This window comes from Pseudomonas sp. 2848, from assembly GCF_003253945.1.
In the GTDB taxonomy this organism is placed as follows: domain Bacteria; phylum Pseudomonadota; class Gammaproteobacteria; order Pseudomonadales; family Pseudomonadaceae; genus Aquipseudomonas.
In genome coordinates this window covers 35,860-60,764 of sequence record NZ_QKZD01000009.1, presented here as the reverse complement: position 1 = coordinate 60,764, position 24,905 = coordinate 35,860, and the positions used below count along the sequence as shown (strand labels likewise).

Below are 24,905 nucleotides of genomic sequence, written 5' to 3'. Positions count from 1 at the left end.
CCTACTTAATTGCTTTGTAAGGTGGAATTGGCGCCTCATCAGGAAATGCAGTAACAACCTTTCCCGTAGCCGGCTGATATACAACTCGCACTCGCACGCCATCACGAGTTTCATAAGCAACCCATTTAGCAGCATCTCCTTTGGCGGTATAAACACCCCCGGTTCCAGTTTGCGCGTACCACTTAGTGTTCGGAGATGTCGTGATATCACCGACCGCGTCGATTATTTTATCTCCTGACCAACTTTCAGGGAAAACTGTCTTCCCTTCCTGTCCTGGCCACATATGTCCACCGCTGCCTGGGCCGCCGTGCCCTGCAGGTTCGGGTTGCCAAGGATGATCCCGCCCAGCTCAGTGCCCTGGGTGCGCCCGGTGGCGTTGTTGAGGATCAGCCCCTGCTGGCCGACGTTGTAGTCGCTGAACTGGTTGTGCGACAGGCCGCTGCCGTTGGGCGCGGCGATGTTGACGATGGGCACGCCGTTGCCTGCCTGGCCGAGGCTGGTGCCTGGTGCGCTGACCACCACGCCTTCGGCGGCCTGGGCCCACAGCGGCTGCCAGAACATGACGTTGGCCAGCAGGAACGCCAGGCCGCGCTTGGGCAGGCCGCAAAAGCGTTCACGTGGCTGAATTAGGGCCGAGCGTTGGCGGGCCAGGAAGGCGAATAGACGGACGTCCATGTGAAATCTCGTGGGTAAGGCGGGGATGAGTCGGGTGAGTCAGAGGAAGAAGTCGAGGCGGAAATACACCGGGCGTTCCTTTTCGGTCAGCACGTCGGGGCGTTCCAGGCTGTGAGCGAAGGTCACGCTGGCAGCCATATGCTGGCCGCGGGCGAACAGCTCCAGCGAGTGGCTGCTGGCACGGCCGTGGTACTGGCCGTTGTAGCGGTCGTTGCGGATCACGCCCAGGTCGTAGCCCAGGCCCAGGCCGTACTCGGCCACCAGCGGCTGCAGCAGCGGCCAGCTCACCGGGCGGGTCCAGCGCAGGTCGTTGCGCCAGTAGCCGCCGCTGTCGCCGGACAGCGACTGGTCCTTCAGGCCGCGTACCGACGACAGCCCGCCAAGGCTGATGCGCTGAGGGCTGAACAGCACGTCTTCGCTGCGCTGGCCGGTGGCCAGGCTGGTGAAGCTCAGGCGCTCGCCGAACAGTTCGAAGCCCTGCACATAGCTGACCGTGGCGCTGTACTTGCGGTAGCGCGCCACCGGTTGGCCCGGACGCGGGTGGGCATTGTCCTGGGCATCGAAGGCACCGATGCCTTCCTGAGTGCCCAGGTCGATGTTGACGAAGGCATTGCCCAGGCGGCGGCCGTGGTTGATGCCGAACTGCGCCTCGCTCAGGCGGTTACTGCTGCCCTCCAGGCGGCTGTCCTCGATGTAGTTGTTGGTGCGCAGGTGGGCCACACCGGCATTCAGCGAGGTCTTGCTGGTGGCATCGCGATGTACCACGCGCTCGGCGCGCAGCTGGTGGCTCTGGCTGTCGCCGGTCTGCTTGAAGGCAAAGCCGTTGGCCTGGGCCAGGGAGCGGTATTCGCTCTCGCTGTAGCTGTAGGTGAAGTTCCACCAGCCCCACGGCAGGTTGTAGAACAGCACGCCGTTCTTCGAGCCCTGGGTGTGATCACTGACCACATCGTGGCCACCACGCAGCATCAGCTGGTCGGCCAGCCCCAGCGGGCTGTCCCATTCCAGGCCGAGGTTGAGCATCTGCTCGCCGGTGCTGCGCTGGCCTTCGTTGTTGCGCGACAGCGAGGCGCGCCAGGGTTTCTGCTGGGTGTTGCGCACCAGCACTTCGCTGCCGCCGACGGCCTTGCCAGGGGTCAGCTCCATCTGCGCCTTGTTCGACGGCAGGCGGTTGAGCTGGTCGACCATCTGCTCGACTTCGCGCAGGTTCAGGCGCTGCTCGACTTCGCCGGGGAACACCATGGCCAGTTCGCGCTCGCTCAGGCCGCTGGCCGGGTCCGGGCGCAGCCCTTCCAGGCGCCCTTCCACCACCAGCACCTGCAGGTGGCCCGAGGACAGGTCCTGCTGCGGCAGGTAGGCGCGGCTGGTGACCAGGCCACGGCCCAAATAATGGTCGGTGATGGCCTTGAGCAAGGCATTGAGCTGGGTGACGCCCAGGCACTGGTCGATGAAGGGTTTGAGCAGGCTGTCGCGGTCAGCGGCGGACAGGCTGTCGGCGCCCTTGAGCTCGATGGTGTGGATATCGAAGCAGCGGGTGTCTTCGGGCCGTTGCTGCTGGGTAGGTTGTACGCTTTCGCCAGGCAGGTTGCGCAGCTCCTCGAGGCGCCGTTGCTGCTCTTCCAGCAGGCGGTTCTGGCGTTCGCGGATCAGGTCCTGGTCACCCGGTGAAACGGCCCAGGCCAACGGGCTGCACAATGTTGCAACAAATGCGAAGCGCGCATAATTGCGCGCTGAGTGAAGACGTACCGGCATACCTGTCCCTGGTGATCAACGCAAAGTGGCGCGCATAGTAAGTGGCCAGCATATTGACGTCAATTTGCCATCATTCAGCTTTTTCGGATATCCCGGTAGGAGGCTGCACAAGCGCCGATCCATGGCGCTTGTGCGCTCATCAGACTCCCTTCCAGGCAGGCGTCTGATGGATCTGCCTGATCAGGGCATTACAGGCGGGACATAGTGCAACGTGGTGCCCAGCGCCCACAGCAACACCAGCACCAGCGGCACATGCACCAGCAACTGCACGAACGAGAAGCCGATCAGGTCACGCGCCTTGAGCCCCAACACCCCCAGCAGCGGCAGCATGTAGAACGGGTTGATCAGGTTCGGCAGCGCCTCGGCGGCGTTGTAGATCTGCACCGCCCAGCCCAGGTGGTATTGCAGGTCGTTGGCCACCAGCATCACGTACGGCGCCTCGATGATCCACTTGCCACCGCCAGACGGGATGAAGAAGCCGAGTACCGCCGAGTACACACCCATCAGCAAGGCGTAGGTGTCATGGGTGGCGATCTGGGTGAAGAACAGCGAGATATGGTGGGCCAGGGTCTGGGCGTCCGCGCCCTTGACCTGGGTGAGAATGGCGGCGATCGAGCCGTACAGCGGGAACTGGATCAGCACCCCGGTGGTGGTCGGCACGGCGCGGGCCACGGCATCGAGGAAGCTGCGCGGGCGCCAGTGCAGCAAGGCACCGAGCATGATGAACAGCAGGTTGTAGGTGTTCAGCCCGGAAATCGCGGTGATCGCCGGCTTGGTGGCGAACTCCTGGTACAGCCAGCCGGCGGCCAGGGCCACCAGCAGCAGGATCAGGATCGGGCTGTATTCCAGCCATTCACCCGGGCGCGTGCGCTGGGGCGAAGGTGGTGCGCTGAAGCTCGGGTCCACTCCACAGTCCTGCGCGCTGCGGGCGCTGTTCGGGCCAGGCGCGGTGGCATAGGCGACGATCAGCGAGACGATCACCAGCGCGGCGAGCATCACCCCGGACTGCCAGAGGAAGATGGTCTCGGTGAACGGGATCACCCCGGTGATCGACAGGATCGACGGCGGCAGGCTGGCCGGGTTGGCCTGCAACTGCGCGGCCGACGACGACAGGCCCAGCGCCCACACCGCGCCCAGGCCCAGGTAGGCGGCGGCGCCGGCGGCGCGGTAGTCCATCTTCAGGTCGGTGCGGCGCGCCAGGGCGCGCACCAGCAGGCCGCCGAACACCAGCGACAACCCCCAGTTGAGCAAGGACGCGAGCATCGAGATCAGCGCCACCCAGCACACCGCCGAGCGGCCGTTTTTCGGTAGCCGCGCCAGGCGGTCGATCAGCCGGGCGGCAGGTGGCGAGCTGGCCACCACATAGCCGCCGATGACCACGAAGGCCATCTGCATGGTGAACGGGATAAGGCTCCAGAAGCCGTCACCGAAAGCCTTGGCGGTGTCGGTGGGCTTGCCGCCCATGGCCAGGGCGCCGAGGGCCACCAGCATCACGGCCAGGGCGGCGAACACCCAGGAATCGGGGAACCAGCGTTCGGCCCAGTTGGAGCAGCGCAGGGCAAAGCGGGCGGAGCGGCTGTCTTGGATATCAGCGGCCACGATGTTTTCCTTTTTCTGATTTTTATAGGACTGAAACGGCGTCGCCCCATCGCGGGGCAAGCCCGCTCCCACGAAGGATGCGTGGTCCTTAGGCTTTGTACGAAAAGTGCCTGCGCGACGATCATGCTGCGTTGAAAACAGGCTCGGAATGCTCATTGACAACCAGTCAAGTCGGGCGCGACCCCGGCCGTTCCTCGCCTGTTTTCGCCTTGCCTGATCGCCGCTCGGCGACTTTTCGTACAAACCCTAGTGGGAGCGGGCTTGCCCCGCGATGGGGCGCTTGCAACGGTGCTGCTTAGAAGGTCATTTCCTGCACGTCGTCCGGCACGATCAGCTTGCCGGCAGTCTTCGCGACGATTTCCTCGACACTCACGCCCGGCGCGGTCTCGCGCAGGATGAAGGCGCCGTTTTCGATCTCCAGGTAGGCCAGGTCGGTCAGCACCTTGCGGATGCAGCCGGCACCGGTCAGCGGCAGGCTGCACTTGGGCAGCAGCTTGGACTCGCCGTCCTTGGAGGCATGGGTCATGGTGACGATGATGTTGTCGGCGCCGGCCACCAGGTCCATGGCGCCGCCCATGCCCTTGACCAGCTTGCCGGGGATCATCCACGAGGCGATATTGCCTTCCACGTCCACCTCGAAGGCGCCGAGCACGGTGAGGTCGACATGGCCGCCACGGATCATGGCGAAGGATTGCGCCGAATCGAAGATCGACGCGCCACGGCGGGCGGTAACGGTCTGCTTGCCGGCGTTGATCATGTCGGCGTCGATGGTGGCTTCGGTGGGAAACTCGCCCATGCCCAGCAGGCCGTTCTCCGACTGCAGCATCACTTCCATGCCGTCGGGCACGTAGTTGGCCACCAGGGTGGGGATGCCGATGCCGAGGTTGACGTAGTAGCCGTCCTTGAGTTCACGGGCGACGCGTTGCGCCATTTGTTCGCGGGTCAATGCCATGGTCAGGATCTCTTTGTTGTTCTTGAGGGCGGCGCTCAGGCCTTGACGGTGCGCTTTTCGATGCGCTTCTCGAAGGTGCCGACGATGACCCGGTCGACATAGATGCCCGGGGTGTGGATCTCGCTGGGCAGCAGCACGCCGGGCTCGACGATCTCTTCGACCTCGACCACGGTGATCTTGCCGGCGGTGGCGGCCAGCGGGTTGAAGTTCTGCGCGGTGTTGCGGTACACCACGTTGCCGTAGTGGTCGGCCTTCCAGCCTTTGACGATGGCGAAGTCGCCGGTGATGGACGCTTCGAGGATGTACTTGCGGCCGTTGAACTCGCGTACTTCCTTGCCTTCGGCAACCGGGGTGCCGTAGCCGGTGGCGGTGAAGAAGGCCGGGATGCCGGCGCCGCCGGCGCGCATCTTCTCGGCCAGGGTGCCTTGCGGGGTAAGCTCCACTTCCAGTTCGCCGCTGAGCAGTTGGCGCTCGAACTCGGCGTTCTCGCCAACGTAGGAGGCGATCATCTTGCGGATCTGCCGGTCCTCGAGCAGCACGCCGAGGCCGAAGCCGTCGACGCCGCAGTTGTTGGAGACCACGGTCAGGCCCTTGACGCCAAGGCGCTTGATTTCGGCGATGAGGTTCTCGGGGATGCCGCACAGGCCAAAGCCGCCGGCCAGCACGGTCATGTCGTCGGTCAGGCCCGCCAGGGCCTCTTCATAAGTTGCTACACGCTTGTCCAGTCCGGCCATGCTCAGTCGCCTTTTGTAGTTGTTGGAACCGTACGGTCATCTTCACTGTAGTCGACTGATTTGTTAATTTTGTTTTCGTCATCGATTGATAACTTTTCCAAAACAAAGGGTCAGCCCCTCATGAACGTCAAGCAGCTGCGTGCCTTCGTTACCGTGGCCAAGTACCAGAGCTTCGCCCAGGCCGGCGAGCACCTGCACGTGTCGCAACCGGCCTTGAGCCTGACCATCAAGGCCCTGGAGGACAACCTCGGCGGCGCCCTGCTCACCCGCACCACCCGCAGCGTCAGCCTGACCCCCGAGGGCGAGGTACTGCTGCCCCTGGCCAGGCGCCTGCTCGCCGACTGGGACGATACCGAGGAGATGCTGCGCCAGCGCTTCACCCTGCAACTGGGTCGGGTGTCGGTGGCGGCCATGCCGGCCTTCGCCGGCAACCTGCTGCCACGGTCGCTGAAGGTGTTTCGCCAACGCTACCCCAAGGTCAATGTCACCGTGCACGACGTGATCAACGAGCAGGTGCTGGAACTGGTGCGCCATCGCCGCGTCGAACTGGGCATCGGCTTCGAGCCTGATAGCAGCGAGGCGCTGCGCTTCCACCCGCTGTACATGGACCGCTTCGTCGCCGTGGTGCCGGCCGACTCGCCCCTTGCCCAGCAGCCCCAGGTGCGTTGGCAGGAGCTGCTGGCCGAGGACTTCATCGCCCTGCAGCGGCCATCGGCGGTGCGCCTGCTGCTCGAACAGCACCTGGCCGCCAACCATGGCAAGCTGGCGGTGGCCTTCGAGAGCCATCAGCTGTCGACCATCGGCCGCATGGTCGCCAGTGGCCTGGGCGTCAGCGCGGTGCCGGCGCTGTGCATCGAGCAGATGCAGGAGCTCGGCGCCCGTTGCGTGCCGCTGGTCGATCCCACCGTGGAGCGGCGCATCGGTGTGATCGCCCTGGGTGATCACAAGCTGTCCAAGGCCGCCGAGGCACTGCTCGATGTACTGCTGACCCATACCCACCCACAGGAGGTGACATGCGTTACGTGAATCTGGCGGGCTCCCGCGTTCCGGCCATCGGCCAGGGCACCTGGTACATGGGCGAGGACCCGGGCCGCAGGGCCGCCGAGGTGGCGGCCCTGCAACAAGGCATCGACCTAGGCCTTGGCCTTATCGACACGGCGGAAATGTACGCCGAGGGCGGCGCCGAGCAGGTGGTCGGCCAGGCCATCGCCGGGCGCCGCGACCAGGTGTTCCTGGTCAGCAAGGTCTATCCGCACAATGCCAGCCGACGCGGTGTACCGGCCGCCTGCGAGCGCAGCCTCCAGCGCCTGGGCACCGACTGCATCGACCTGTACCTGCTGCACTGGCGCGGCCAGTACCCGCTGGACGAGACGGTGGAAGCCTTCGAGCGGCTGATCGAGCAGGGCAAGATTCGCCGCTGGGGCGTGTCCAATTTCGACCTCGACGACTTGCGCGAACTGGATAACAGCGCCTGCGCCACCAACCAGGTGCTGTACAACCCGGCCGAACGTGGTATCGAGTTCGACCTGCTGCCGTGGAGCCGCGAGCAGGGCTTGCCGACCATGGCCTACTGCCCGTTGGCCCAGGGCGGGCGCTTGCTGCGACACCCGGTGATGGCGCAGATCGCCGAACGCCATGGCGCCACGCCGGCACAAGTGAGCCTGGCCTGGGTCACGCGCAATGATGGGGTGATCGCGATCCCCAAGGCGGTGGATCCGCAGCATGTGCGCTTGAATGCGGCGGCGGCCGACCTGGTGCTTGCCGAAGAGGACCTGCAAGCCATCGAGCAGGCGTTCCCGGCTCCGACACGCAAGCAGCGACTGGCGATGGTCTGAGCTGCCTGCACCAGGGGCCGCGCTGCGGCCCTATCGCCGGCAAGCCGGCTCCCACACCGACCGCGCCGCCTTCAAGCCAAACGCTATTTCTAGTGAAAGTCCCGGCTGCGCACATCCAGTCCCTGCAACAGTGGGCTGATGTCTTCCAGGCGCCGGGCGATCAGGTGCCGTACCCCGCTCTCCTGCTCCAGCCGCCCGCTCACCTTGAGCAACTTCGAACCTACCAGTTCGCGCCGTTGGCGCTCGGCCAGGTCGCGCCAGACCACCACGTTGACCATGCCATGCTCGTCCTCGAGGGTGACGAAGGTCACGCCACTGGCGGTCTGTGGTCGCTGGCGCCCGACCACGATGCCGGCGACGGCGATGCTGTCGCCATGCTCGACCCCTGTCAGCTCCCTTGAACTGCGACACCCCAGCGCGCGCAAGCGTGTCCGTAGCAGGGTCAGGGGATGCGGCCCGAGGGTGGTGCCCAGGGTGCCGTAGTCGGCTGCCAGATCTTCGGCAATGCTTGGTGTAGGCAAGGCCACCGCCTGTTCAATTGTCGATTCGACTTCGGCGAACAACGGCAGTTGCGCCTGCACCGCCGCCACCTGCCAGCGCGCCTGGTGGCGGTCGCCGGCCAGCCCGCGCAATGCCCCGGCGTCGGCCAGGCGCGCCCGGGCCCGGCCATCGAGCCCGGCGCGCAGGCACAAGTCCTCGACATCCCGCCAGGGGCGCTGCGCCCTCGCCTGCTCCAGGCGCCGGGCATCGTCTTCGCTGAAGCCGCGGATCTGGCGCAGGCCCAGGCGGATGGCCAGTTCGTTCTCGCCCAGTGCCTCCAAGGTGCAATCCCACTCGCTATGGAACACATCCACCGGGCGCACCTCTATGCCCTGGCGGCGCGCCTCCTGCAGCAACTGGTCGGGGCTGTAGAAGCCCATCGGCCAGCTGTTGACCAGCGCACAGGTGAAGATCGCCGGCTCATGGCACTTGAGCCAACTGCTGGCGTAGCACAAAAGGGCAAAGCTGGCGGCGTGGGACTCGGGGAAGCCGTAGCTGCCGAAGCCCTTGATCTGCTCGAAGATACGCTCGGCAAAGGCCCGTTCGTAGCCATTGCGCAGCATGCCCGCGATCAGCCGCTCGCGGTGCGGTTCCAGGCCGCCATGGCGCTTCCAGGCGGCCATGCTGCGGCGCAGCTGGTCGGCCTCGCCGGGGCTGTAGTCGGCGGCGACCATGGCCAGTTCCATCACCTGCTCCTGGAACAGCGGCACGCCCAGGGTACGCTCGAAAACGGCCTTGAGTTTTTCCGATGGGTAGGTGACCGGCTCCTGCTCGAGCCTGCGGCGCAGGTAGGGGTGGACCATGTCGCCCTGGATCGGCCCGGGCCGCACGATGGCCACCTCGATCACCAGGTCATAGAACTTCACCGGCTTGAGCCGGGGCAGCATGGCCATCTGCGCCCGCGACTCGATCTGGAACACGCCCATGGTCTCGGCGCGGCCGATCATGGCGTAGGTGGCCGGGTCTTCCTTGGGCAGGGTCGCCAGCGTGTACTCGCGCCCCCGGTGCCGGGCGATCAGGTCGAAGCAGCGGCGCAGCGCGCTGAGCATGCCCAGCGCCAGCACGTCGACCTTGAGCAGGCCGACCATGTCCAGGTCGTCCTTGTCCCACTGGATCACCGTGCGCTCGGCCATCGCCGCGTTCTCCACCGGTACCAGCTGGTCCAGCGGCTGCTCGGAGATGACGAAGCCTCCCGGGTGTTGCGACAAGTGCCGGGGAAAGCCGATCAGCTCCCCCGCCAGCACCAGGATGCGCCGCAGCGACGGGCTGTGCGCATCGAACCCGGCCTCGGCCAGGCGAGCGGCATCCGGGATGCGATCGCTCCAGCGCCCGCAGCACTTGGCCAGGGCGTCCACCTGGTCGGGCGGCAGGCCGAGCACCCGCGCCACGTCGCGCACCGCGCCGGCGGCGTGGTAGCTGCTGACCACCGCGGTGAGCGCCGCCCGGTGCCGGCCGTAGCGCTGGAACACGTACTGGATCACCTCTTCACGGCGCTCGTGCTCGAAATCCACGTCGATGTCCGGCGGCTCGTTGCGCTCGCGGGAAAGGAAGCGCTCGAACAGCAGGCGGTGTTCCATGGGATCGAGCTCGGTGATGCCGAGGACGAAGCACACCACCGAGTTGGCCGCCGAGCCGCGCCCCTGGCAGAGGATGCGCTGGCGGCGGGCGAAGGCGACGATGTCGTGGACGGTGAGGAAGTAACTCTCGTAGCCCAGTTCCTCGATCAGCGCCAGCTCCCGCTCCAGCACCGCGTGGACCTGGTCGCTCGGGCCCTGGGGCCAGCGCTCCGGCAACCCTCGCCGGCACAGCTCGCGCAGCCAGCTGGCCGGGGTCTGCCCCTCGGGCACCAGTTCCCGTGGGTACTGGTAGTTCAGCTGGGACAGATCAAAGGTGCAGCGCTCGGCAACCTGCAGGGTCTGCGCCAGCAGATCGTCGGGGTACAGCTCGTGCAACTGGTCGAGCGACCTCAGGTGACGCTCGCCATTGGCGAACAGAAAGCGCCCCGCCTCGGCGACCGCGCAATGTTCGCGGATGGCGGTCATGCAGTCCTGCAGCGCCCGCCGTCCGCGCACGTGCATGTGCACATCGCCGCAGGCCACCAGCGGAAGATCGAGCCGCGCCCCCAGCGCGCGCAGGTGGGCCAGGCGCTGGGCGTCATCGGCCCCGCGATGCAGGTGCAGCGCCAGCCACAGACGCCCGTCGAACAGGGGCTGCAACCAGGCCCCGGCGCTGCCATCCGGCTCGGCTACCCACAGCGCCAGCAAGCCCTGGTGATGGGCCTGGAGGTCCTCGACGAGCAACTGGTAGCTGCCCTTCTGCGAACGCCGCCGGGCGCGGGTGATCAAGGCGCAGAGGTTTTGGTAGCCAGCAAGGTCCTGTGCCAGCAGGACCAGCTTCGGTCCCTGGTGCACCCGCACCTCGCTGCCGACGATCAACCGCACCTGATGCTGCTTTGCCGCCTGCCAGGCCCGGACGATACCCGCCAGGGTACATTCGTCGGTGATCGCCAGGGCCTGGTAACCCTGCTCGCGGGCGCGGCGGAACAGCTCGTCGGCACTGGAGGCGCCACGCTGGAAGCTGAAGTTCGACAGGCAGTGCAGCTCGGCGTAGCCCGGGGCGCTCATGCGAACCAGCCTTGCAGCCACAACGGCCCCGGGGCCGCGAGGTCGCGGAAGGCCCAGCCGCGCAGGCCATCACGGGTTTCGATGCGGTAGTAGTCGCGCCGCACATCACCACCGTCCCACCAGCCGGACTCGATGCGCTCGGCCTGTCCGAGCAGTTGCAGGCCGGTCTCGGACAACGCCTGAGGCACCGGCAGCAACCAGCCGGGGCGCCGACCAGGGGCCATCACCAAATGGCCCTGCCCACCCTGCTCCACCCCTTGCCAGGCACACTCGGGGCGATGATCGGCCTCGGCGCGCAAGCCCTTGACCGCATCATCGCCCAGCCGCGCGCGCAGGCGCTCGCGCAGCTGGTCCCAAGGCTGGGCCTGCTGCGCACGCGGGTCGAACAGCGCCTGGTGCTGGGGCACGAACGGTGGCAGGTCGGCAGCCAGCAGCCGCAGGTTGCGCACCGGCGCCGGGATGCGCAGCGGCTCCAGGCGGCCACGGGCAAGCTCGAACAAGAGCGAGGCGTCGCGTTCGGCAGCCAACAGGCCGACCTTGAGCACGGTGTCCGCGCCTTCGGCATGCTCCAGGTGCAGTTCGAAACGCTGCACGCCACAGTCACGCCCGGCGAGAAATGCCGCCAGGTCGTGAATGAGACGACGCAGGGGGAACAGCAGGGCCTGGTGTGATTCGACGTCGAAGTTCAGCTCCAGCCGCGCCTCGAAACGGTCGGGAGGCTGGTAGAAATCCAGCCCCAGGCTACGCAGACCAAGCAGTTGGTCCAGATGCAACTGCACCTGGGCGCTGAAGCGCCTGGCCAAGGCATCACGGGGCAGCGCCAGCACCTGCCCGAGGCGGCGCAGGCCCATGCGGATGAAGGCTTCGGCTGCCTCACTGGGCAGGCCGACACGCTCGACGGGCATGTCGAGCAAGGCGGCGCGGGTCGCCTGCGGGCAGCTCAGCGCCAGGCCATCATGGCCGTTGGCGAGCATTCTCGCCGCCACCGGGTTGCTAGCCAGCACGATGCGCTGGCGCAAGCCGAGTGCCGCCAGTTCCTGGCGCAGGCGCGCCTCGAACGACGGCCACGGGCCGAACAGCTGCAGACTCGAGCCTACCTCCAGCAGCAGCGCACGGGGATAGTGCAGGCTGACCTGGGCGCTGAAACGGTAGGCCCAGGCCGCGAGCAGCTGCTGCAACTGCTCGATACGCGCCGGCTCGACCTCGACACAGGTGAAACCGTCGGCCAGGGCGCGGGCGGCGGTCAGGGCCTGCCCGGCGCGCAAGCCCAGCGCACTGGCCGCCGGGTTGACCGCCCGCAGCACGCGGCGCTGGGGCGGCCCGCCGAGCAGCACCAGCGGCGCCTCGGGGTCGTCACGTTCGCGCAGGACAGTGTCCAGCGCCAGCTGGGGTAACAGGATGCAGGCCCAGAGCATGGTGCATCACCCCTGCCCAGGGCAGGCGATGGGTGCGGCAGGTGGCAGGCCACCCCGGCACTTGAGCACGCGCCATTGTGCCGGGCGCAGGTCGAGGGCGATGCGCAGGGCGGCAGGCGATGGGTTCAGCGCGGCCTGCCGCGGACGACAGGCGAATGCCAGCGCGTTGCCGGTTTCCGCGGCCACTTGCAAACGCCGCAGCGCCCGATCATCGGCACGCTCCGGCCAACACAACACCGCCGCGCAACTGCCCGAGCGCAGGCACTGCTCGGCTGCCCACAGGGCATCGCCGGCCTCGGCGTCAACCTGCACCAGCCAGCGCAGGTCCACCCCGGCGGCCTGCCAGGCCGGCGCATAAGGGATGAACGGCGGCGCCACCAGCACCACCCTCTGCCCTTCCCCGCTCAGCCGGGCGAGCGTGGGCCAGAGCAACTGCAACTCACCGCAGCCGGGGCTGGCCAGCAGCAGCTCGCTGAGCGACGCCGCCGGCCAACCGCCTTCCGGCAGCCGACCATCGAGGGCGGCATGCCCGGTGGGCTGCAGGCCCTGCGGACGCGCCTGGGCCTGCCGCCCGCGCCATACCTGGCGCTGGTCGAGCAGCCGGTCGAGCTCGACCACCGCGCCCATCAGTCACGCCTCAGCAAGCCGCAGAACACGCCTTCAATGAAGAACTCGCGCTCGGGGCTCACGTCGATGGGGGCATAGGCGGGGTTGCGCGGCAGCAGGCGATAGCCGTCGCGGGTGCGCTGCAGGCGCTTGATGGTCACCTCGCCGTCGAGCCGGGCGACCACGATCTGCCCGTCGCGCGCCTCGCCCTGCTGGCGAATGCCGACCAGGTCGCCATCGAAGATGCCGTCGTCGACCATCGAGTCGCCGCGCACCTTGAGCAGGTAGTCGGGAGTACGCCGGAACAGGCTGGGGTCGAGCAGCAACTGCTCGTGGATATCGAGGTCGGGTCCGATCGGCGCACCGGCGGCAACCTGGCCGAGCACCGGCACTTCGAGGATCTCGGGCCGACGCAACGGCTCGGCCAGGCGGATACCCCGCGCCTGGTTGGGCGTGACGTCGATGAAGCCGCCCTGGCTCAGGGCGGTGATGTGCTTGCGCGCCACGCTGCGCGAGGCGAAACCGAAGCGCTCGGCGATGTCGGCCAGCGACGGCGGCTGACCTTGATCGGTGATGCGCTCGCGGATGAATTCGAGGATGGCGCGGCGTTTGGGGGATAGATTGTCCATGGAGTACATTTGTACTCCTTTCTGAGAAAACTGAACAGACCCCTTCGTCGCCGGCCTTCCTCGCCCAGGCTCAGTAACGAATGGACAAGGCGATCGCCTCGTTTGGCGTCTGGTGTTTCTCCAGTAACGCGAGTACGTCCTTCTTCAGTTGCGTCTGCTTGTCGATCAGCGGCAGGTCGCGGAACTTGTAGTCCAGGTCGGCATAGCTTTCCGAGACACCGGCATTGAGGTGGTTCTTGCCGAAGGTGTGCACGATGTGCTTGGACTTCCAGATGTCGTACTGGCTGAACACCTGGTCCGCTGGCAAGTGCTTGGCGACCGCGAACGGCAGCCGGGTCAGCAGGCAGTAGTTCATCTTGTATTTGTGGAACTGGTAGTGCTCCAGGGAGTGGACGAACGACACGTACCAGATATAGGTGGCGATCACTTCGATGTTGAAGGCCTTGTCATTGGCCTGGCACGGCAGGTTGACATAGCGGCACAGCTCGGCGACCCAGTTGTTGATATAGGGCTCGGAGCCGTCGCGCAGCAGGTCGTCGTAACTGGCCGTGACGAACTTCAGCACCGCCGCATAGTAGTCGCGGTACTGGGCGTTGAGTGCGTGCTGGCCATTGAGGTACTGGTCGAACGGGATGGCGAACTTGATCTCGAATTTCTGGGTCAGCGCCTGGTCTTCGGTGTCGCGCTTGTTGTACATGTTCAGGGCGTTTTCATAACCGACTTTGTAGAAGGTCTGCGCCGAGTAGTAGCCGATGCAGCTGTAGAGGAACTTGTCGGCGATACCGGTGGTTTCGCGCAACGAAAGCGGCGACTCCTTGAACTGGTGGTTGAGCATCAGGATATAGGCGGTGTGCGGGTCCATCAGCTTGTGGAAGTTGGAATCCTTGGGCACCAGGTTGAACAGGAACGCCGCGCCCATTTCGGCGAAGAACAGGTGGTGGTGCAGGTGCGCGCCGAGGATGAAGAACACCATGGTGTTCGACATGAAGTACACCTTGGCCAGGTCCCAGTGCGGCTCGCCCGGGCCGACGCTGAAGCCGTCGCGCAGGGTGATGCGCATGCTGTCGGTGGCGAAGTCCTGGGCGATGGAAATGCTGGCCACGTCGAACACCGAGCTGGACAGGCGGATCTCGCGGGTGAAATCACGCATGTCGAAGGTCGACACGCCATCGACCGTCTGCAGGTAGTGGGTGATCTGCGACGACATCAGGAAGACTTTCAGGTCCTCGTCGGAAATCGCCGTCGGTTGCGGGAACTGGCCCAGCGGTACTTTGTAGTAGTCGCGGTTGGCCTTGATGATCGACTGGATGTAGTTGTGGTAGACCTTGTCTTTTCTCCAGCGATAGACCAGTTCGGCGGGCAGTTTCTTGGGGATGTAGCCCATGTGGTAGTCAGTGCCCGGGATCGGCGTGCTCTCCATCGAGATGGAATCGCGGTTGTAGTGGCGATAGCCGAAGTAGCGAGGCAGCAGCCATTTCAGCTGCACCCACTTCCAGGCCAGGAAGCTGGCGCTGAGGTTGATCGCGTACAACGACAGCAGCAACGGTACGAACTTTACGTAATACAGGCCGATGTACACATGCTTCAATGGCTCGGCGCGGGTCTTGCTCATCAACAGGATCACCGGGCTGGCGGTGATGAAAAACGCCAGCAGGATAACTTCCAACATGCTTCACACTCCTTGTTCGATCGCTTTGTTCTTCTTGCGGCTTGCGCCGTAGCTGTACAGGCAGGCGCCTGTGAAAATCACGTTGACGACGCTCCAGGCGAGCGCGGCGTCGGGGCTGTACCAGGTCGTCAGGTCGAAGGCCGGCAGGTTCATCAGCGGGGTGTCGCCGGCGATGGTGCGCACGAACAGGTAGAAGCCGAAGGTGTAGGCACGGGCCTGGAAGTACAGGTCGGAGCGGCGCAGGAGCAAGGCGTAGGCCACCGGCGCCAGCAACAACGGCAGTGCGTAGCCGAAGGTGGTGATCCGCGCCGAGTACAGGAAGCACAGGTTCCAAGTGGTGTACAGGTAGGGCCAGTAGGCAGGGACGTGCACCACGAAATCACTGTGGCGGCCAGAGATCTCCCAGTGCTGGCGGGAGTACGGCAGGCACAGGATCAGGCCCACGGCGGCGACGATGTTGAGGACGTTGCCGGTTTGCCAGTCGATCACCGAGGCTTCGATGATGTTGAGCACGATCACCACGTAGATGAGCTTGTAGATGAAACCTTCCATTTTCGGCCTGTACCTGGCGTAAGCCAGGAAGCACATGGGCAGCAGCACGCTGATGGTCTTGATGCGCATGAACAGGTTGGCGTTCGGCACCAGCAACGCCGGCAGCGACAGCACGAAGAAGGTCAGGCCCACCAGGCGGTAGCGCCTGAACAGCTCGGCGACCAATAGAAAAACTGCGAAAAGAACCAGCATCAACAACAAGGTGTTCGGCATGAGGTGTTTCCCTACTCATTCATGGATCGACGTGGGGCAGGCGCGAATGCCGGGCACGGCAAAGCCTGCCGCGCGCGGCGCCAGGCCAGAGGCCCGGTGCCGTGGAGCAATGGACGGATTACGTGGGTGTGGGGTTTGCCAAGTGGGCCGCGACGCGGCCTGGCTCAGGCCTTGCCGAGCACGTGGGCCTCAGCCTCAAGCCATTTCCTGATGGCTTCGGGCATTGGCGCGGTAGTGGGTTCGACCTTGAGCTTTTCGGCGATCACCGCGTTGGCGACCAGGCCTTTGCGACCGACCCAGGCGCCCTTGGAATAGCCAGTCACCACCACTTCACCGGCACGGTTGAAGAAGGTGTACTGGAAGTAGGTCCAGTTCTCGTCGAGGCAGCAGATGCTGAACTCGGCGGTATACTGCTCGAACATGGAAAGTTGCTTTTTATAGACGACCAGATTACCGCCGAGCATGGGCTTCCAGCCCAACTTGAAGGCAGGAATGAGGATTTTCGCGCGCAGGCAAAGTTCCAGCATGAACAGATCGGCAATCGTCATGTAACGGCCATTGTTCATGTGTTTATTGATGTCTATATCGTTTGGCCAGACCCGCAGCGTTCGCTGCAGCGTGTCGGTCAGGGCCATCGGCGGCTTGAAGAAACCGCGCAGAACAGCCAGCAACAGACGGATGTAGAGATTCATCCGGTTATCCCTCCCTAGGATTTTTATTATCGTTCCCTGTTCGGCCACCCGTAGTTTTTCGGGTGGCCGCAAGCGGCGCGTTGCAGGCCTGCTTGTTTAATTCCGGAGCGGGGCGAAAGCTAACAGCTTTCACCAGAAGCAACCAGTGCCAACAGCCTCAATTAAACGGAAAAACACAACTGAATAACCGGTCACGTTTGGACTTTATATCCAATTGATGCTGAAACGTTTGTTGGTTGATGAAATATCTATCCGTGGTGATGCACATCAGTCTGTGGTGCTGCTCAGTGCCTGGCGCAGTGCCTCGGGCAGCTCAACCGGTTGCTTGCTTTCGGGGCAGACGCATACCTGGGTCATGCTGGCGCGGAAACATGCCTCGCCACTGGCTCCGAACCCTTCCACGGCGAAGCTGAACGATGTGCGGCCGAGCGGCCCGCTGCTGACGTGCACGCGGATCAGGTCGTCCCAGGCCATCGGCGCCAGGAACTCGATGGACAATGCCCGCGCTGGCGGCATGACGCCCATGGCGAACAGCTTGCGCAGACCTTCGCCGCCCAGCCGATGGGAGAGAAACTCGTGGATCGCCTCGATGACGAAGTAACTGATACGCGGCGTATAGACGATCCCGGCGGGGTCGCAATCGCCGAACAGGATCTGGCGGGTGGTGACGAAAGGCATGGGGTGATTGCTCCGTGCAGTGGATGCCTGGCAGCCGATAGTAACCGTTCAGGGTCTCTTGGGGCTGGAGCGTTTGCTTGGCAGCCCCGCGCCTGTGAGCCTTGTGCCGAAAACGTGAAAGAACCGGCCAACTGCACTTTCCAATGCTGATGGCATAAGATGCTGCTGAATGGTTTCTCCCCTTAAGGATGCCCGATGCTGACCGCCCTGCTGTTCGATCTCGATGGGACCCTCACCGATACCGACACCCTGCACTTGCAAGCCTTCCGCCAGCTGCTGCACGACCACGATGGCCGCGAGCTGACCCAGGAACAGTTCAACACCCAGGTCAGCGGACGCTCCAACGGCCTGTTGTTCGCCGAGCTGTTCCCTCAGGCCGATGCCGCCCACCGCCAGGCCCTGGCCGAGCGCAAGGAGGCGTTGTTCCGCGAACTGTCGCCAACCCTGACACCAATGCCCGGCCTGCTGCGCCTGCTGGCACATGCCGAGCGGCACGGCATCGGCATGTGCGTGGTGACCAACGCGCCGCGCCTGAACGCCGAGCACATGCTTGGGGCCATGGGCGTTGGCGAGCGTTTCGCTCAGGTCCTGGTCGCCGATGAGCTGGCACGGCCCAAACCCGATCCCCTGCCCTACCTCACCGGGCTGCAGTGCCTGCAGGCCCAGGCCGGCCAGGCGCTCGCCTTCGAGGACTCGCTGCCTGGCATCAAGGCGGCTGTCGATGCAGGCATCTTCACCGTAGGCCTGGCCACTACCCAGCCGGCCGAACGACTACTGGAAGCCGGAGCGCGGTTGGTGATCGAAGACTATGACGATCCACGGTTGTGGGACATCATCGCGCGGATGCAGGCCACGGGCTGAACGATTGGTGCTTCTGGCATTGCGCGGTAGGTCGAGTTGAATCCTGCGAGCGTTCGAGCCGTTGCCGTTGCCGTTGCCGTTGCCGTTGCCGTTGCCGTTGCCGTTGCCGATCAAGAGTCTAGCGCCCTACCCAGCTAGCGACAGCTGCGTCATCCCAGGCGCCGCCCGTTACTTCGCGACTTCAGGAGGCCGAACGCAGGTCTTGCCAAGCGCTGCGCCCCAGGATGGGGCGTTCAGCGCGGTCCTCCCGGGAGCAAGGCCGGAGTGAGGGGACCCCGGAGCGAAGCGTAGGGGCCGGATGAATGGAGCGAGCATTTTTTGGTTCCTTTTTGATGCTTCAAAAAGGGACCCGCCGTAAGGGCGGAAAGGTGATTATGCGTCACCATCGCAATTGAATGCGTATATAACTTTCGAGACACACGCTGTGTAAGTCAAAGTCAGTCGGCATCGGTTCTTATAGTTGTAAGTGCATTCATTTGCGATGTCGACGCAAAGTCACCTTTTCACCTTTATGGCGACCTTCCTTAACACGCGGGCATTAAGAAGGCAAAAACCGCTCGCAGGGTATGACTCAGGCTTCAGGCCCTCGCGACGAGGCCTCGGCCTGCACAGTCCTGCCCTTGGCCGGTGGCGTCAGGCGCAGCACCCGGTCGCGGCCGCCCTCGGCGAGCAGGTATCCACCCTTGCCATCCGGAACGATGGCCTGCGGTGCCTTCAGGTAGCTGAGAACCGTATGGCGCGTACCATCACCGTCGATACGCAACAGCCTCGCGCGATGGGTCGAATCCTCGCTGATCCACAGCCCGCGCTGGTCGCAGAGCAGGAAGGTCGGGTTGCGCAGACCTTCGATCACCACCGGGTCATTCCCGCCCTCGCTCAACGCACGAATCTTGCCGGTGGCCTTTTCGGTATACAGCAGACGCCCGTCGGCGCAACGGGTCAGGCCCTCGGTTTCGGTAAGCCCTGAGCGCAACACGTCGAGCTCGCCGCTCTGCCAGTCATATCGCATCAACCGCCCATCCCCCTTGCGGTCCTCGATGGCGTAAAGATGCTGGCCATCGTTGTACAACCCCTGCACGTTGTTGCCGTCGAACAGCTGACTGACCTGGCCATCGCGCGACACGCTGACCGGTGCCCCGCCGACCTCCTGGCTGAACGCCCAGCCACCGTTGACGGCGACCATGCCGTCCGGCTTGGACAGGCCTTCGAGCACCACCACGCGGTCCCCCTCGGCAGTAATACGCAGGATGCTGCCCTTGCCGCCGTTGAGCTCGCGGCTGACCAGCAGGCTGCCGTCGTCCTGAGGCAGCAGCGAAGCGGCCCGGGTCACCGAGTTATGCAGCACCTGCACGTTCCAGCCCTCGGCGGCCTGTACCGGGTAGAAGGTCTGCCAGGCGAAAAAGCCCAAGGCACAGGCCGCCAGGCCCGTGGTGGCCGCCAAGGCGAGGCGGACACCGCGTTTGGGTAGCACATGCGTCATCAAGTCGGCTCCTGGAAAGTGCGGGCGATGCTAGCAAGGTGATGTGAAAAAAATGTCGACGCCACGATTTCCAGGCGTTTTCCTGCACACATCATTCAGTAAATGGATACCGGGTATTTCAACATTTAATTTGTGGATGACAGCGCCCGCCCCCTATGCTGTCCCGGCATCCCCTGCACGCACCGGCCGGTGTGGTCCAAGGCATGGGGAGAGAACAACAAAGTCGAGACCGTTCATGTCGAAACCTTCCTACTTCGCCCCCCACGGTGGGCACCCGGCTCAGACCGAGCTGCTGACTGACCGTGCCATGTTCACCGAAGCCTATGCCGTCATCCCCAAGGGCGTGATGCGTGACATCGTCACCAGCCACCTGCCGTTCTGGGACAAGATGCGCATGTGGGTCATCGCCCGTCCGCTGACCGGTTTCGCCGAGACCTTCTCGCAGTACATCGTAGAAGTCGCCCCCGAAGGCGGCAGCGAGCGCCCTGAACTGGACCCGAACGCCGAAGCGGTGCTGTTCGTGGTTGAAGGCGAGATCGACGTCACCGTCGAAGGCAAGCACCATACCCTCGTGCCGGGCGGCTACGTCTTCCTCGCCCCCGGCGCCGACTGGAGCCTGCGCAACAACAGCAAGGCCAACGTCACCTTCCACTGGCTGCGCAAGCACTACCAGAAGGTCGAGGGCCTGCCGGTTCCCGAGTCGTTCGTCACCCACCGCGACAACGCCACCGTCATCGAGATGCCGGGCACCGAAGGCGCCTGGAAGACCACCCGCTTCGTCGACATGGCCGACATGCGCCATGACATGCACGTGAACATCGTGACCTTCCAGCCTGGCGGCGTGATACCGTTCGCCGAGACCCACGTCATGGAACACGGCCTGTACGTCCTGGAAGGCAAGGCGGTATACCGCCTGAACCAGGACTGGGTCGAGGTCGAGGCCGGTGACTTCATGTGGCTGCGCGCCTTCTGCCCGCAAGCTTGCTACTCCGGCGGCCCGGGTCCGTTCAGCTACCTGCTGTACAAGGACGTCAACCGTCACGTGCACCTGACGCTCAACCCGCAGCGTTGATGACCTTGCAGGAGCGGCAGCCCGTCGCTCCTGCAGTCTTGAGCCATACTGAGCGGACAGCCCCTTCCCGGCCTCCCGCCATGACCTTCCATCGCCTTCTACTTGCCCTGCTGCTCCTACTGCCGGGCGCATTGCCGTGGGCAGACGACTGGCAACTCGCGCACCAGGAAGACGGCATCGACGTCTACCTGGCAAACGTCAGCGGTTCGGCCTACCAGCAGTTTCGCGGCGTCACCCGGATCAAGGCCAGCGTCCGTACCCTGAGCGAGCTGCAGGAAAACCTGCGCGTGGCCTGCAAATGGCTGTACGCCTGCGCCGACATGCGCCTGCTGGAAGTGGACGGCGATACCACCTGGGTCTACCTGACCACCGCCCTGCCCTGGCCGGCCAAACCCAGGGACATGGTGCTCAAGGTGCGTACCGAGCGCCTGGACGACGACTCCCTGGTCCGCCACCTGAGCGCCGAGCCCGGGCGGGTACCGACCGAACCCGGGCTGATCCGCGTGCGCCGGCTCAGCGGCGAATGGATCATGCGCCCCTTGGGCGAGCGCGATACCGAGGTCACCTACCAGCTGCGTGCCGACCCGGCCGGTGATGTGCCGGGTTGGCTGGCCAACCGCTTCGTGGTGGATGCGCCGATGGTCACCCTGCGCACCCTGCGCGCCGTGGCCGAACGCCAGCCGTAAAGCTCAGCGGCTGCGCAGCAGCAGCGACGCCGCGGCGCAGGCCAGCAGCGCCACGCACGACAGGTAGAACGCATCCGAATAGGCCATCAGGTACGCCTGCTCGCGCACGCTCTGGTCGATCAACGCCAGCGTCTGCATGACCTGTGGCGACTGCGGGTCGACCATGCCGCCCGGCAGGCGCTGTTGCAGCGCGCCGTCGAACAGCGTCAGCCCTTCGCCGACCCGCACCGAATGAAAGCGCTCGCGCTGCGACACCAGTTGCGTCAGCAACGCCGTGCCCAGCGCGCCGCCGAGGTTGCGCAGCATCGAGATCAGCGCCGAGGCCGAGCCGGCCTGGGCCTTGTCCAGGCCTTTCACCGCCAGGACCGACAGCGCCACCATGATCAGCGGCTGGCCGATGCCGCGCACCACGGTCGAGGGGATGATCACATTACTGCCCGAGTCCACTGTCAGCGTCGACCCCAGCCAACAGCCCAGGGCCATGATGGCGAAGCCGCTGGCCACCAGCAGCTTGGCGTTGAGCCAGCGCATCAGCCGGGGCAGCAGCGGCGCCAGCAGTAGCTGGACCATGCCGTAGGCGATCAGGCTCTTGCCGATCTCGCTGGCACTGTAGCCCTGTACCAGCGACAGGTAGTTGGGCACCAGGAACACCAGACCGAAGGTGGCCGCGCCGAACACCGCCATGGCCAGGCTCGACACGCCGAAGTTGTAGCTGCCCAACAGCCGCAGGTTGATGAACGGCCGCGCGCCCCACAACTGACGCTGGATGAACAGCGCCAGGGCGATCACTGCGACGAGGCTGAAGCCGACGATGAAGCGGGACTCGAACCAGTCCTTGCGCCCCCCCTCCTCCAGCACCACCTGCAATGCCCCCAACCCCAGCGCCATGGCCACAATGCCCAGCCAGTCGGCCTGGCGCAAAGCGCCGCGGTCTCCGGCCTGGCCCTTGATCGACCAGGCCACCGCCGCCAGCAGCGCCACCCCCGGCGGCAACTGCAGCAGGAAGATCCAGCGCCAGGAATACATGTCGGTGAGCCAACCACCGATCGACGGGCCGGCGGCCTGGGCCACGCTGTTGGACAGGCTGAACAGCGCCATGCCCAGCGCCAGGCGGCTGGCCGGCAGCTCGGTGATGATCAGTTGCATCGACAGCGGGATCAGCACCGCGCCCGAGGCGCCCTGGATCACCCGCAAGGCGATCATCGCCTCCAGGCTGCCGGCCATCGCGCAGCTCACCGAGCTGACCAGAAACACCGCCGAGCCCACCAGCATCACCCGGCGCAGCGAGAACACCTGCACCAGCCAGGCGGTCAAGGGGATCATGCTGATCTCGGCCACCAGGTAGGCGGTGGAAATCCAGGACCCTTCCTCGAAGCTGGCCCCCAGCGCGCCCTCGATCTCGGGCAAGGCAGCGCTGGTGACGTGGACGTTCATGCCAGCCATGAAGCAGCCGAACAAGCCGCCGATAACCGCCACCCAGGCACGCAGGGAGACTTTGTCCTCAGCGCTCATGGCGGGCCTGCCGGGTGTCGACGGTGGCGATCACCGACATGCCGGGCAGCAACCGTGGGCTGTCATCGCCCTCTGGGTCGAGGTGGATACGCACCGGGAAGCGCTGGACGATCTTGGTGAAGTTGCCGGTGGCGTTGTCTGGCGGCAGCAAGGCGAACACGGCACCGGAGCCCGGCGAGACGCTGTCCACGGTACCGCGCCAGTGCTGGCCGAAGGTGTCCACTTCCAGTGTCACCGCCTGGCCGGGACGCATGTGCGCCAGCTGGGTTTCCTTGAAGTTGGCGACCACGTACGCCTGCGCCACCGGCACCACAGCCAGCAGCGGCAGGCCGGGGGTGACGTACTGCTGTTGGCGCACCTTGCGCTGGCCGACCACGCCATCGAAGGGCGCGCGGATTTCGGTGTCGGCCAGGGCGCTGCGGGCCAGGTCGGCCTCGGCAGCAGCCTGGTCGAGGTCGGCCTGGCGCTGCAGCAACTCGGCCTCCAGCTGCTTGCCCTGCTGCTCCAGCATCGTCTTGCGTGCGTGCTGGCGGGCCAGTTCGGCATCAGCGGCGCGCTGCAGCGCCTGAGACTGGATGCGGGTGGCGCGGGCCTGCTCCATCCGCTGCACACTGACCGCCTGCCATTGCGCCAGGTGCTGGTAACGCTGCCAGTCGGCCTCGGCCCGCTGCGCCTCGCCTCGGCTACCGCCGCGTTCGGCATCGGCGCGGGCGATGGCGTGGGTCTGCTCGTCTTGCTCGGCGACGAAGGCGCGAAGGCGCATGCGCTGTACTTGCAATGCCGCCTCACTCACCGCCAGGTGCGCCTCAGCCTTGCGCAGGCGGTCGCGAAAATCGCGCGCGTCCAGGCGTACCAGCAGGTCGCCGGCCTTGACCGTGGCGTTGTCCGCCACTGCTACCTCGGCCACGTAACCACTGACCCGAGCACTGATCGGCGCCCAGTCGGCGCGCACGTAGGCGTCGTCGGTCTGTTCCAGGAAACGCCCGTCGAGCCACCAGTAGGCGCCATAGGCCGCCACCAGCAAACCCAGGCCCCCGGCTAGGCCGAAGCGCAGCAGGCGCTGACGGCGCCGGGCGCGAATTTGCTCGAGGGTGTGCTGGGGATCTGGGCTGACCGCCTGGTTCATGCTGGGCTCCATCCGGTGGGGGGGAGCGCCAGAGTACGGAATCTGAGATTGTCGTTCGCTCGCGAACAGGCCTTCAATCGTCGCAAAATGGACAGCAGATCAACCCTGCGAGCGGACCGCTTTCAATGTTGCAAGAACGCCACTACCTGCTCTGTGGCCATTATCGGATCTTCCTGCATGAAACAGTGTCCCCCCGCTACCTGCTGCGCGCTCACCTGGCCATTGAGTGCCACCAGGCGCTGCACCGAGTGCGGCACGAACGGATAGGTCTGCTCACCGTACAGGATCCGCGTCGGCGTCTGGACACGGCTCAGTTGCTGCCACATGCGCTCGGGGAACGAGCTGAATATCTCCACCTCTCGGCTGGGCCGGCACTTGAGCACCACCCCCTCCCCGCAATCGCCTATGGCGTGCTCCACATAGGCCTGCAAGGCCGCATCGGTCCAGCCCTTGAAGATACCGCGCCCCTGCAGCGAGGCCTGGGCCGCCTCACGGTCGGGCCAATGGCTGCGGCGGGTGGCCGCCTTGCGCGCCAGGGCATGACGCCGATGCAGGCCGACCATGGCAGCGGCGCCCATCACCCCGATCATGCGCCTGCTGAACAGGACCGGATCCAGCAGCACCGCACGCTGGAACAACTGCGGCTCGGCAGCCAGGATCAAGCCAGTGAGCACGCCACCGAAACTGTGGCCCAAGGCAAAGCGCGGCACGTCGCCATAGTCGCCGCGGCCGGCTTCGAAGGCCTCCACCGCCAGCGCTGCGGTGCGGTTCCAGCCAAGGAACACGCCACCATGGTCGCTGTCGCCATGGCCCTGGACATCGCTCAGCCACAGGTCGAAATGTTCGCCCAGACGCATCAGCATGGGCTGGTAGGCCAGGCTGCAGAAGCCATTGCCATGCAGGAAATGCAGCAGCGGCCTGCCACTGGCGGTGGTGCGCCATCCGCGCAGGGTGAAGCCTTCGGCGCATTCATGGGACCAGGGAATCAACTCCATCGACTGCACTC

Annotated in this window: 21 protein-coding genes and 2 pseudogenes; 5 read left to right on the top strand and 18 right to left on the bottom strand. The window is 65.2% G+C overall.

Features of this window, described 5'->3' with window-relative positions:
* Position 1: 1 nt before the first annotated feature.
* From DFS21_RS27330 to DFS21_RS18305, 6 genes and pseudogenes are all read right to left on the bottom strand, one after another.
* Positions 2-301: pseudogene (locus DFS21_RS27330) on the bottom strand (EndoU domain-containing protein); the annotation flags it as partial.
* Positions 294-675, bottom strand: a pseudogene (locus DFS21_RS18325) (hypothetical protein); the annotation flags it as partial. The pseudogenes DFS21_RS27330 and DFS21_RS18325, both read right to left, overlap by 8 nt.
* A 39-nt stretch (positions 676-714) precedes the next feature.
* A complete protein-coding gene (locus DFS21_RS18320; protein WP_111532776.1) occupies positions 715-2,424 on the bottom strand; it encodes a ShlB/FhaC/HecB family hemolysin secretion/activation protein in 1,710 nt (569 codons plus the stop codon).
* Between the two features lie 180 nt (positions 2,425-2,604).
* Entirely contained in the window at positions 2,605-4,023 is a 1,419-nt protein-coding gene (locus tag DFS21_RS18315; RefSeq protein ID WP_110701344.1) for a short-chain fatty acid transporter, read from the bottom strand.
* 295 nt (positions 4,024-4,318) lie between these two features.
* The gene (locus tag DFS21_RS18310) at positions 4,319-4,975 is read right to left on the bottom strand and encodes a CoA transferase subunit B (protein ID WP_110701346.1); all 657 of its coding nucleotides are present in this window, start codon (positions 4,973-4,975) and stop codon (positions 4,319-4,321) included.
* A 35-nt stretch (positions 4,976-5,010) separates the two neighbouring features.
* The gene (locus tag DFS21_RS18305) at positions 5,011-5,709 is read right to left on the bottom strand and encodes a CoA transferase subunit A (RefSeq protein WP_110701348.1); all 699 of its coding nucleotides are present in this window, start codon (positions 5,707-5,709) and stop codon (positions 5,011-5,013) included.
* Positions 5,710-5,829: 120 nt separating this feature from the next.
* Here DFS21_RS18305 and DFS21_RS18300 point away from each other — a divergent pair, with 120 nt between their 5' ends.
* Together DFS21_RS18300 and DFS21_RS18295 are read left to right on the top strand one after the other, a co-directional pair.
* Complete coding sequence (locus DFS21_RS18300) at positions 5,830-6,735, top strand: LysR family transcriptional regulator (RefSeq protein ID WP_110701350.1); 906 nt, start codon at positions 5,830-5,832, stop codon at positions 6,733-6,735.
* Positions 6,723-7,544 carry an aldo/keto reductase gene (locus DFS21_RS18295; protein WP_111532775.1) on the top strand — a complete coding sequence of 274 codons (822 nt, stop codon included), beginning with the start codon at positions 6,723-6,725 and terminating at the stop codon, positions 7,542-7,544. Before DFS21_RS18300 ends, DFS21_RS18295 begins: the two co-directional genes overlap by 13 nt.
* A gap of 89 nt (positions 7,545-7,633) precedes the next feature.
* Here DFS21_RS18295 and DFS21_RS18290 read toward each other — a convergent pair whose 3' ends face one another.
* The 8 genes from DFS21_RS18290 to DFS21_RS18255 form a co-directional block, all read right to left on the bottom strand.
* Positions 7,634-10,708 carry an error-prone DNA polymerase gene (locus DFS21_RS18290; RefSeq protein ID WP_111532774.1) on the bottom strand — a complete coding sequence of 1,025 codons (3,075 nt, stop codon included), beginning with the start codon at positions 10,706-10,708 and terminating at the stop codon, positions 7,634-7,636.
* Complete coding sequence (locus DFS21_RS18285) at positions 10,705-12,123, bottom strand: DNA polymerase Y family protein (RefSeq protein WP_111532773.1); 1,419 nt, start codon at positions 12,121-12,123, stop codon at positions 10,705-10,707. Before DFS21_RS18285 ends, DFS21_RS18290 begins: the two co-directional genes overlap by 4 nt.
* Positions 12,124-12,129: 6 nt before the next feature.
* A complete protein-coding gene (gene imuA, locus DFS21_RS18280; protein ID WP_094012626.1) occupies positions 12,130-12,750 on the bottom strand; it encodes a translesion DNA synthesis-associated protein ImuA in 621 nt (206 codons plus the stop codon).
* Complete coding sequence (gene lexA / locus DFS21_RS18275; RefSeq protein ID WP_178082040.1) at positions 12,750-13,367, bottom strand: transcriptional repressor LexA; 618 nt, start codon at positions 13,365-13,367, stop codon at positions 12,750-12,752. Before lexA ends, imuA begins: the two co-directional genes overlap by 1 nt.
* Positions 13,368-13,428: 61 nt before the next feature.
* Positions 13,429-15,027 carry a hypothetical protein gene (locus DFS21_RS18270; protein ID WP_111532772.1) on the bottom strand — a complete coding sequence of 533 codons (1,599 nt, stop codon included), beginning with the start codon at positions 15,025-15,027 and terminating at the stop codon, positions 13,429-13,431.
* Positions 15,028-15,030: 3 nt separating this feature from the next.
* Positions 15,031-15,792, bottom strand: a complete 762-nt coding sequence (locus DFS21_RS18265; protein ID WP_110701360.1) for a hypothetical protein — start codon at positions 15,790-15,792, stop codon at positions 15,031-15,033.
* 164 nt (positions 15,793-15,956) lie between these two features.
* A complete protein-coding gene (locus DFS21_RS18260) occupies positions 15,957-16,484 on the bottom strand; it encodes a thioesterase family protein (RefSeq protein WP_052752599.1) in 528 nt (175 codons plus the stop codon).
* 267 nt (positions 16,485-16,751) lie between these two features.
* Positions 16,752-17,162 (bottom strand): thioesterase family protein, encoded by a 411-nt coding sequence (locus tag DFS21_RS18255; protein WP_111532771.1) that lies wholly within the window; start codon positions 17,160-17,162, stop codon positions 16,752-16,754.
* A gap of 195 nt (positions 17,163-17,357) precedes the next feature.
* Between DFS21_RS18255 and DFS21_RS18250 the strand changes: the two genes are divergently transcribed.
* Complete coding sequence (locus DFS21_RS18250; protein ID WP_111532770.1) at positions 17,358-18,023, top strand: HAD family phosphatase; 666 nt, start codon at positions 17,358-17,360, stop codon at positions 18,021-18,023.
* Positions 18,024-18,594: 571 nt separating this feature from the next.
* On the opposite strand, the gene DFS21_RS18245 is transcribed toward DFS21_RS18250, so the two are convergent.
* On the bottom strand, positions 18,595-19,503 hold the full coding sequence (locus DFS21_RS18245) for a hypothetical protein (protein ID WP_110701366.1): 909 nt from the start codon (positions 19,501-19,503) through the stop codon (positions 18,595-18,597).
* Between the two features lie 235 nt (positions 19,504-19,738).
* Here DFS21_RS18245 and DFS21_RS18240 point away from each other — a divergent pair, with 235 nt between their 5' ends.
* Both DFS21_RS18240 and DFS21_RS18235 read left to right on the top strand, forming a co-directional pair.
* Positions 19,739-20,575 (top strand): bifunctional allantoicase/(S)-ureidoglycine aminohydrolase, encoded by an 837-nt coding sequence (locus tag DFS21_RS18240; protein WP_110701368.1) that lies wholly within the window; start codon positions 19,739-19,741, stop codon positions 20,573-20,575.
* A gap of 80 nt (positions 20,576-20,655) precedes the next feature.
* Positions 20,656-21,261: an START domain-containing protein gene (locus tag DFS21_RS18235; RefSeq protein ID WP_110701370.1), complete on the top strand. Its 606-nt coding sequence runs from the start codon at positions 20,656-20,658 to the stop codon at positions 21,259-21,261.
* Positions 21,262-21,264: 3 nt separating this feature from the next.
* On the opposite strand, the gene DFS21_RS18230 is transcribed toward DFS21_RS18235, so the two are convergent.
* From DFS21_RS18230 to DFS21_RS18220, 3 genes are all read right to left on the bottom strand, one after another.
* Complete coding sequence (locus DFS21_RS18230) at positions 21,265-22,773, bottom strand: MDR family MFS transporter (protein WP_110701372.1); 1,509 nt, start codon at positions 22,771-22,773, stop codon at positions 21,265-21,267.
* On the bottom strand, positions 22,763-23,899 hold the full coding sequence (locus tag DFS21_RS18225) for an HlyD family secretion protein (protein WP_102683899.1): 1,137 nt from the start codon (positions 23,897-23,899) through the stop codon (positions 22,763-22,765). The genes DFS21_RS18230 and DFS21_RS18225 overlap by 11 nt, the downstream gene beginning before the upstream one ends.
* 122 nt (positions 23,900-24,021) lie before the next feature.
* Positions 24,022-24,894 carry an alpha/beta fold hydrolase gene (locus tag DFS21_RS18220; protein WP_111532769.1) on the bottom strand — a complete coding sequence of 291 codons (873 nt, stop codon included), beginning with the start codon at positions 24,892-24,894 and terminating at the stop codon, positions 24,022-24,024.
* Positions 24,895-24,905 lie beyond the last annotated feature (11 nt).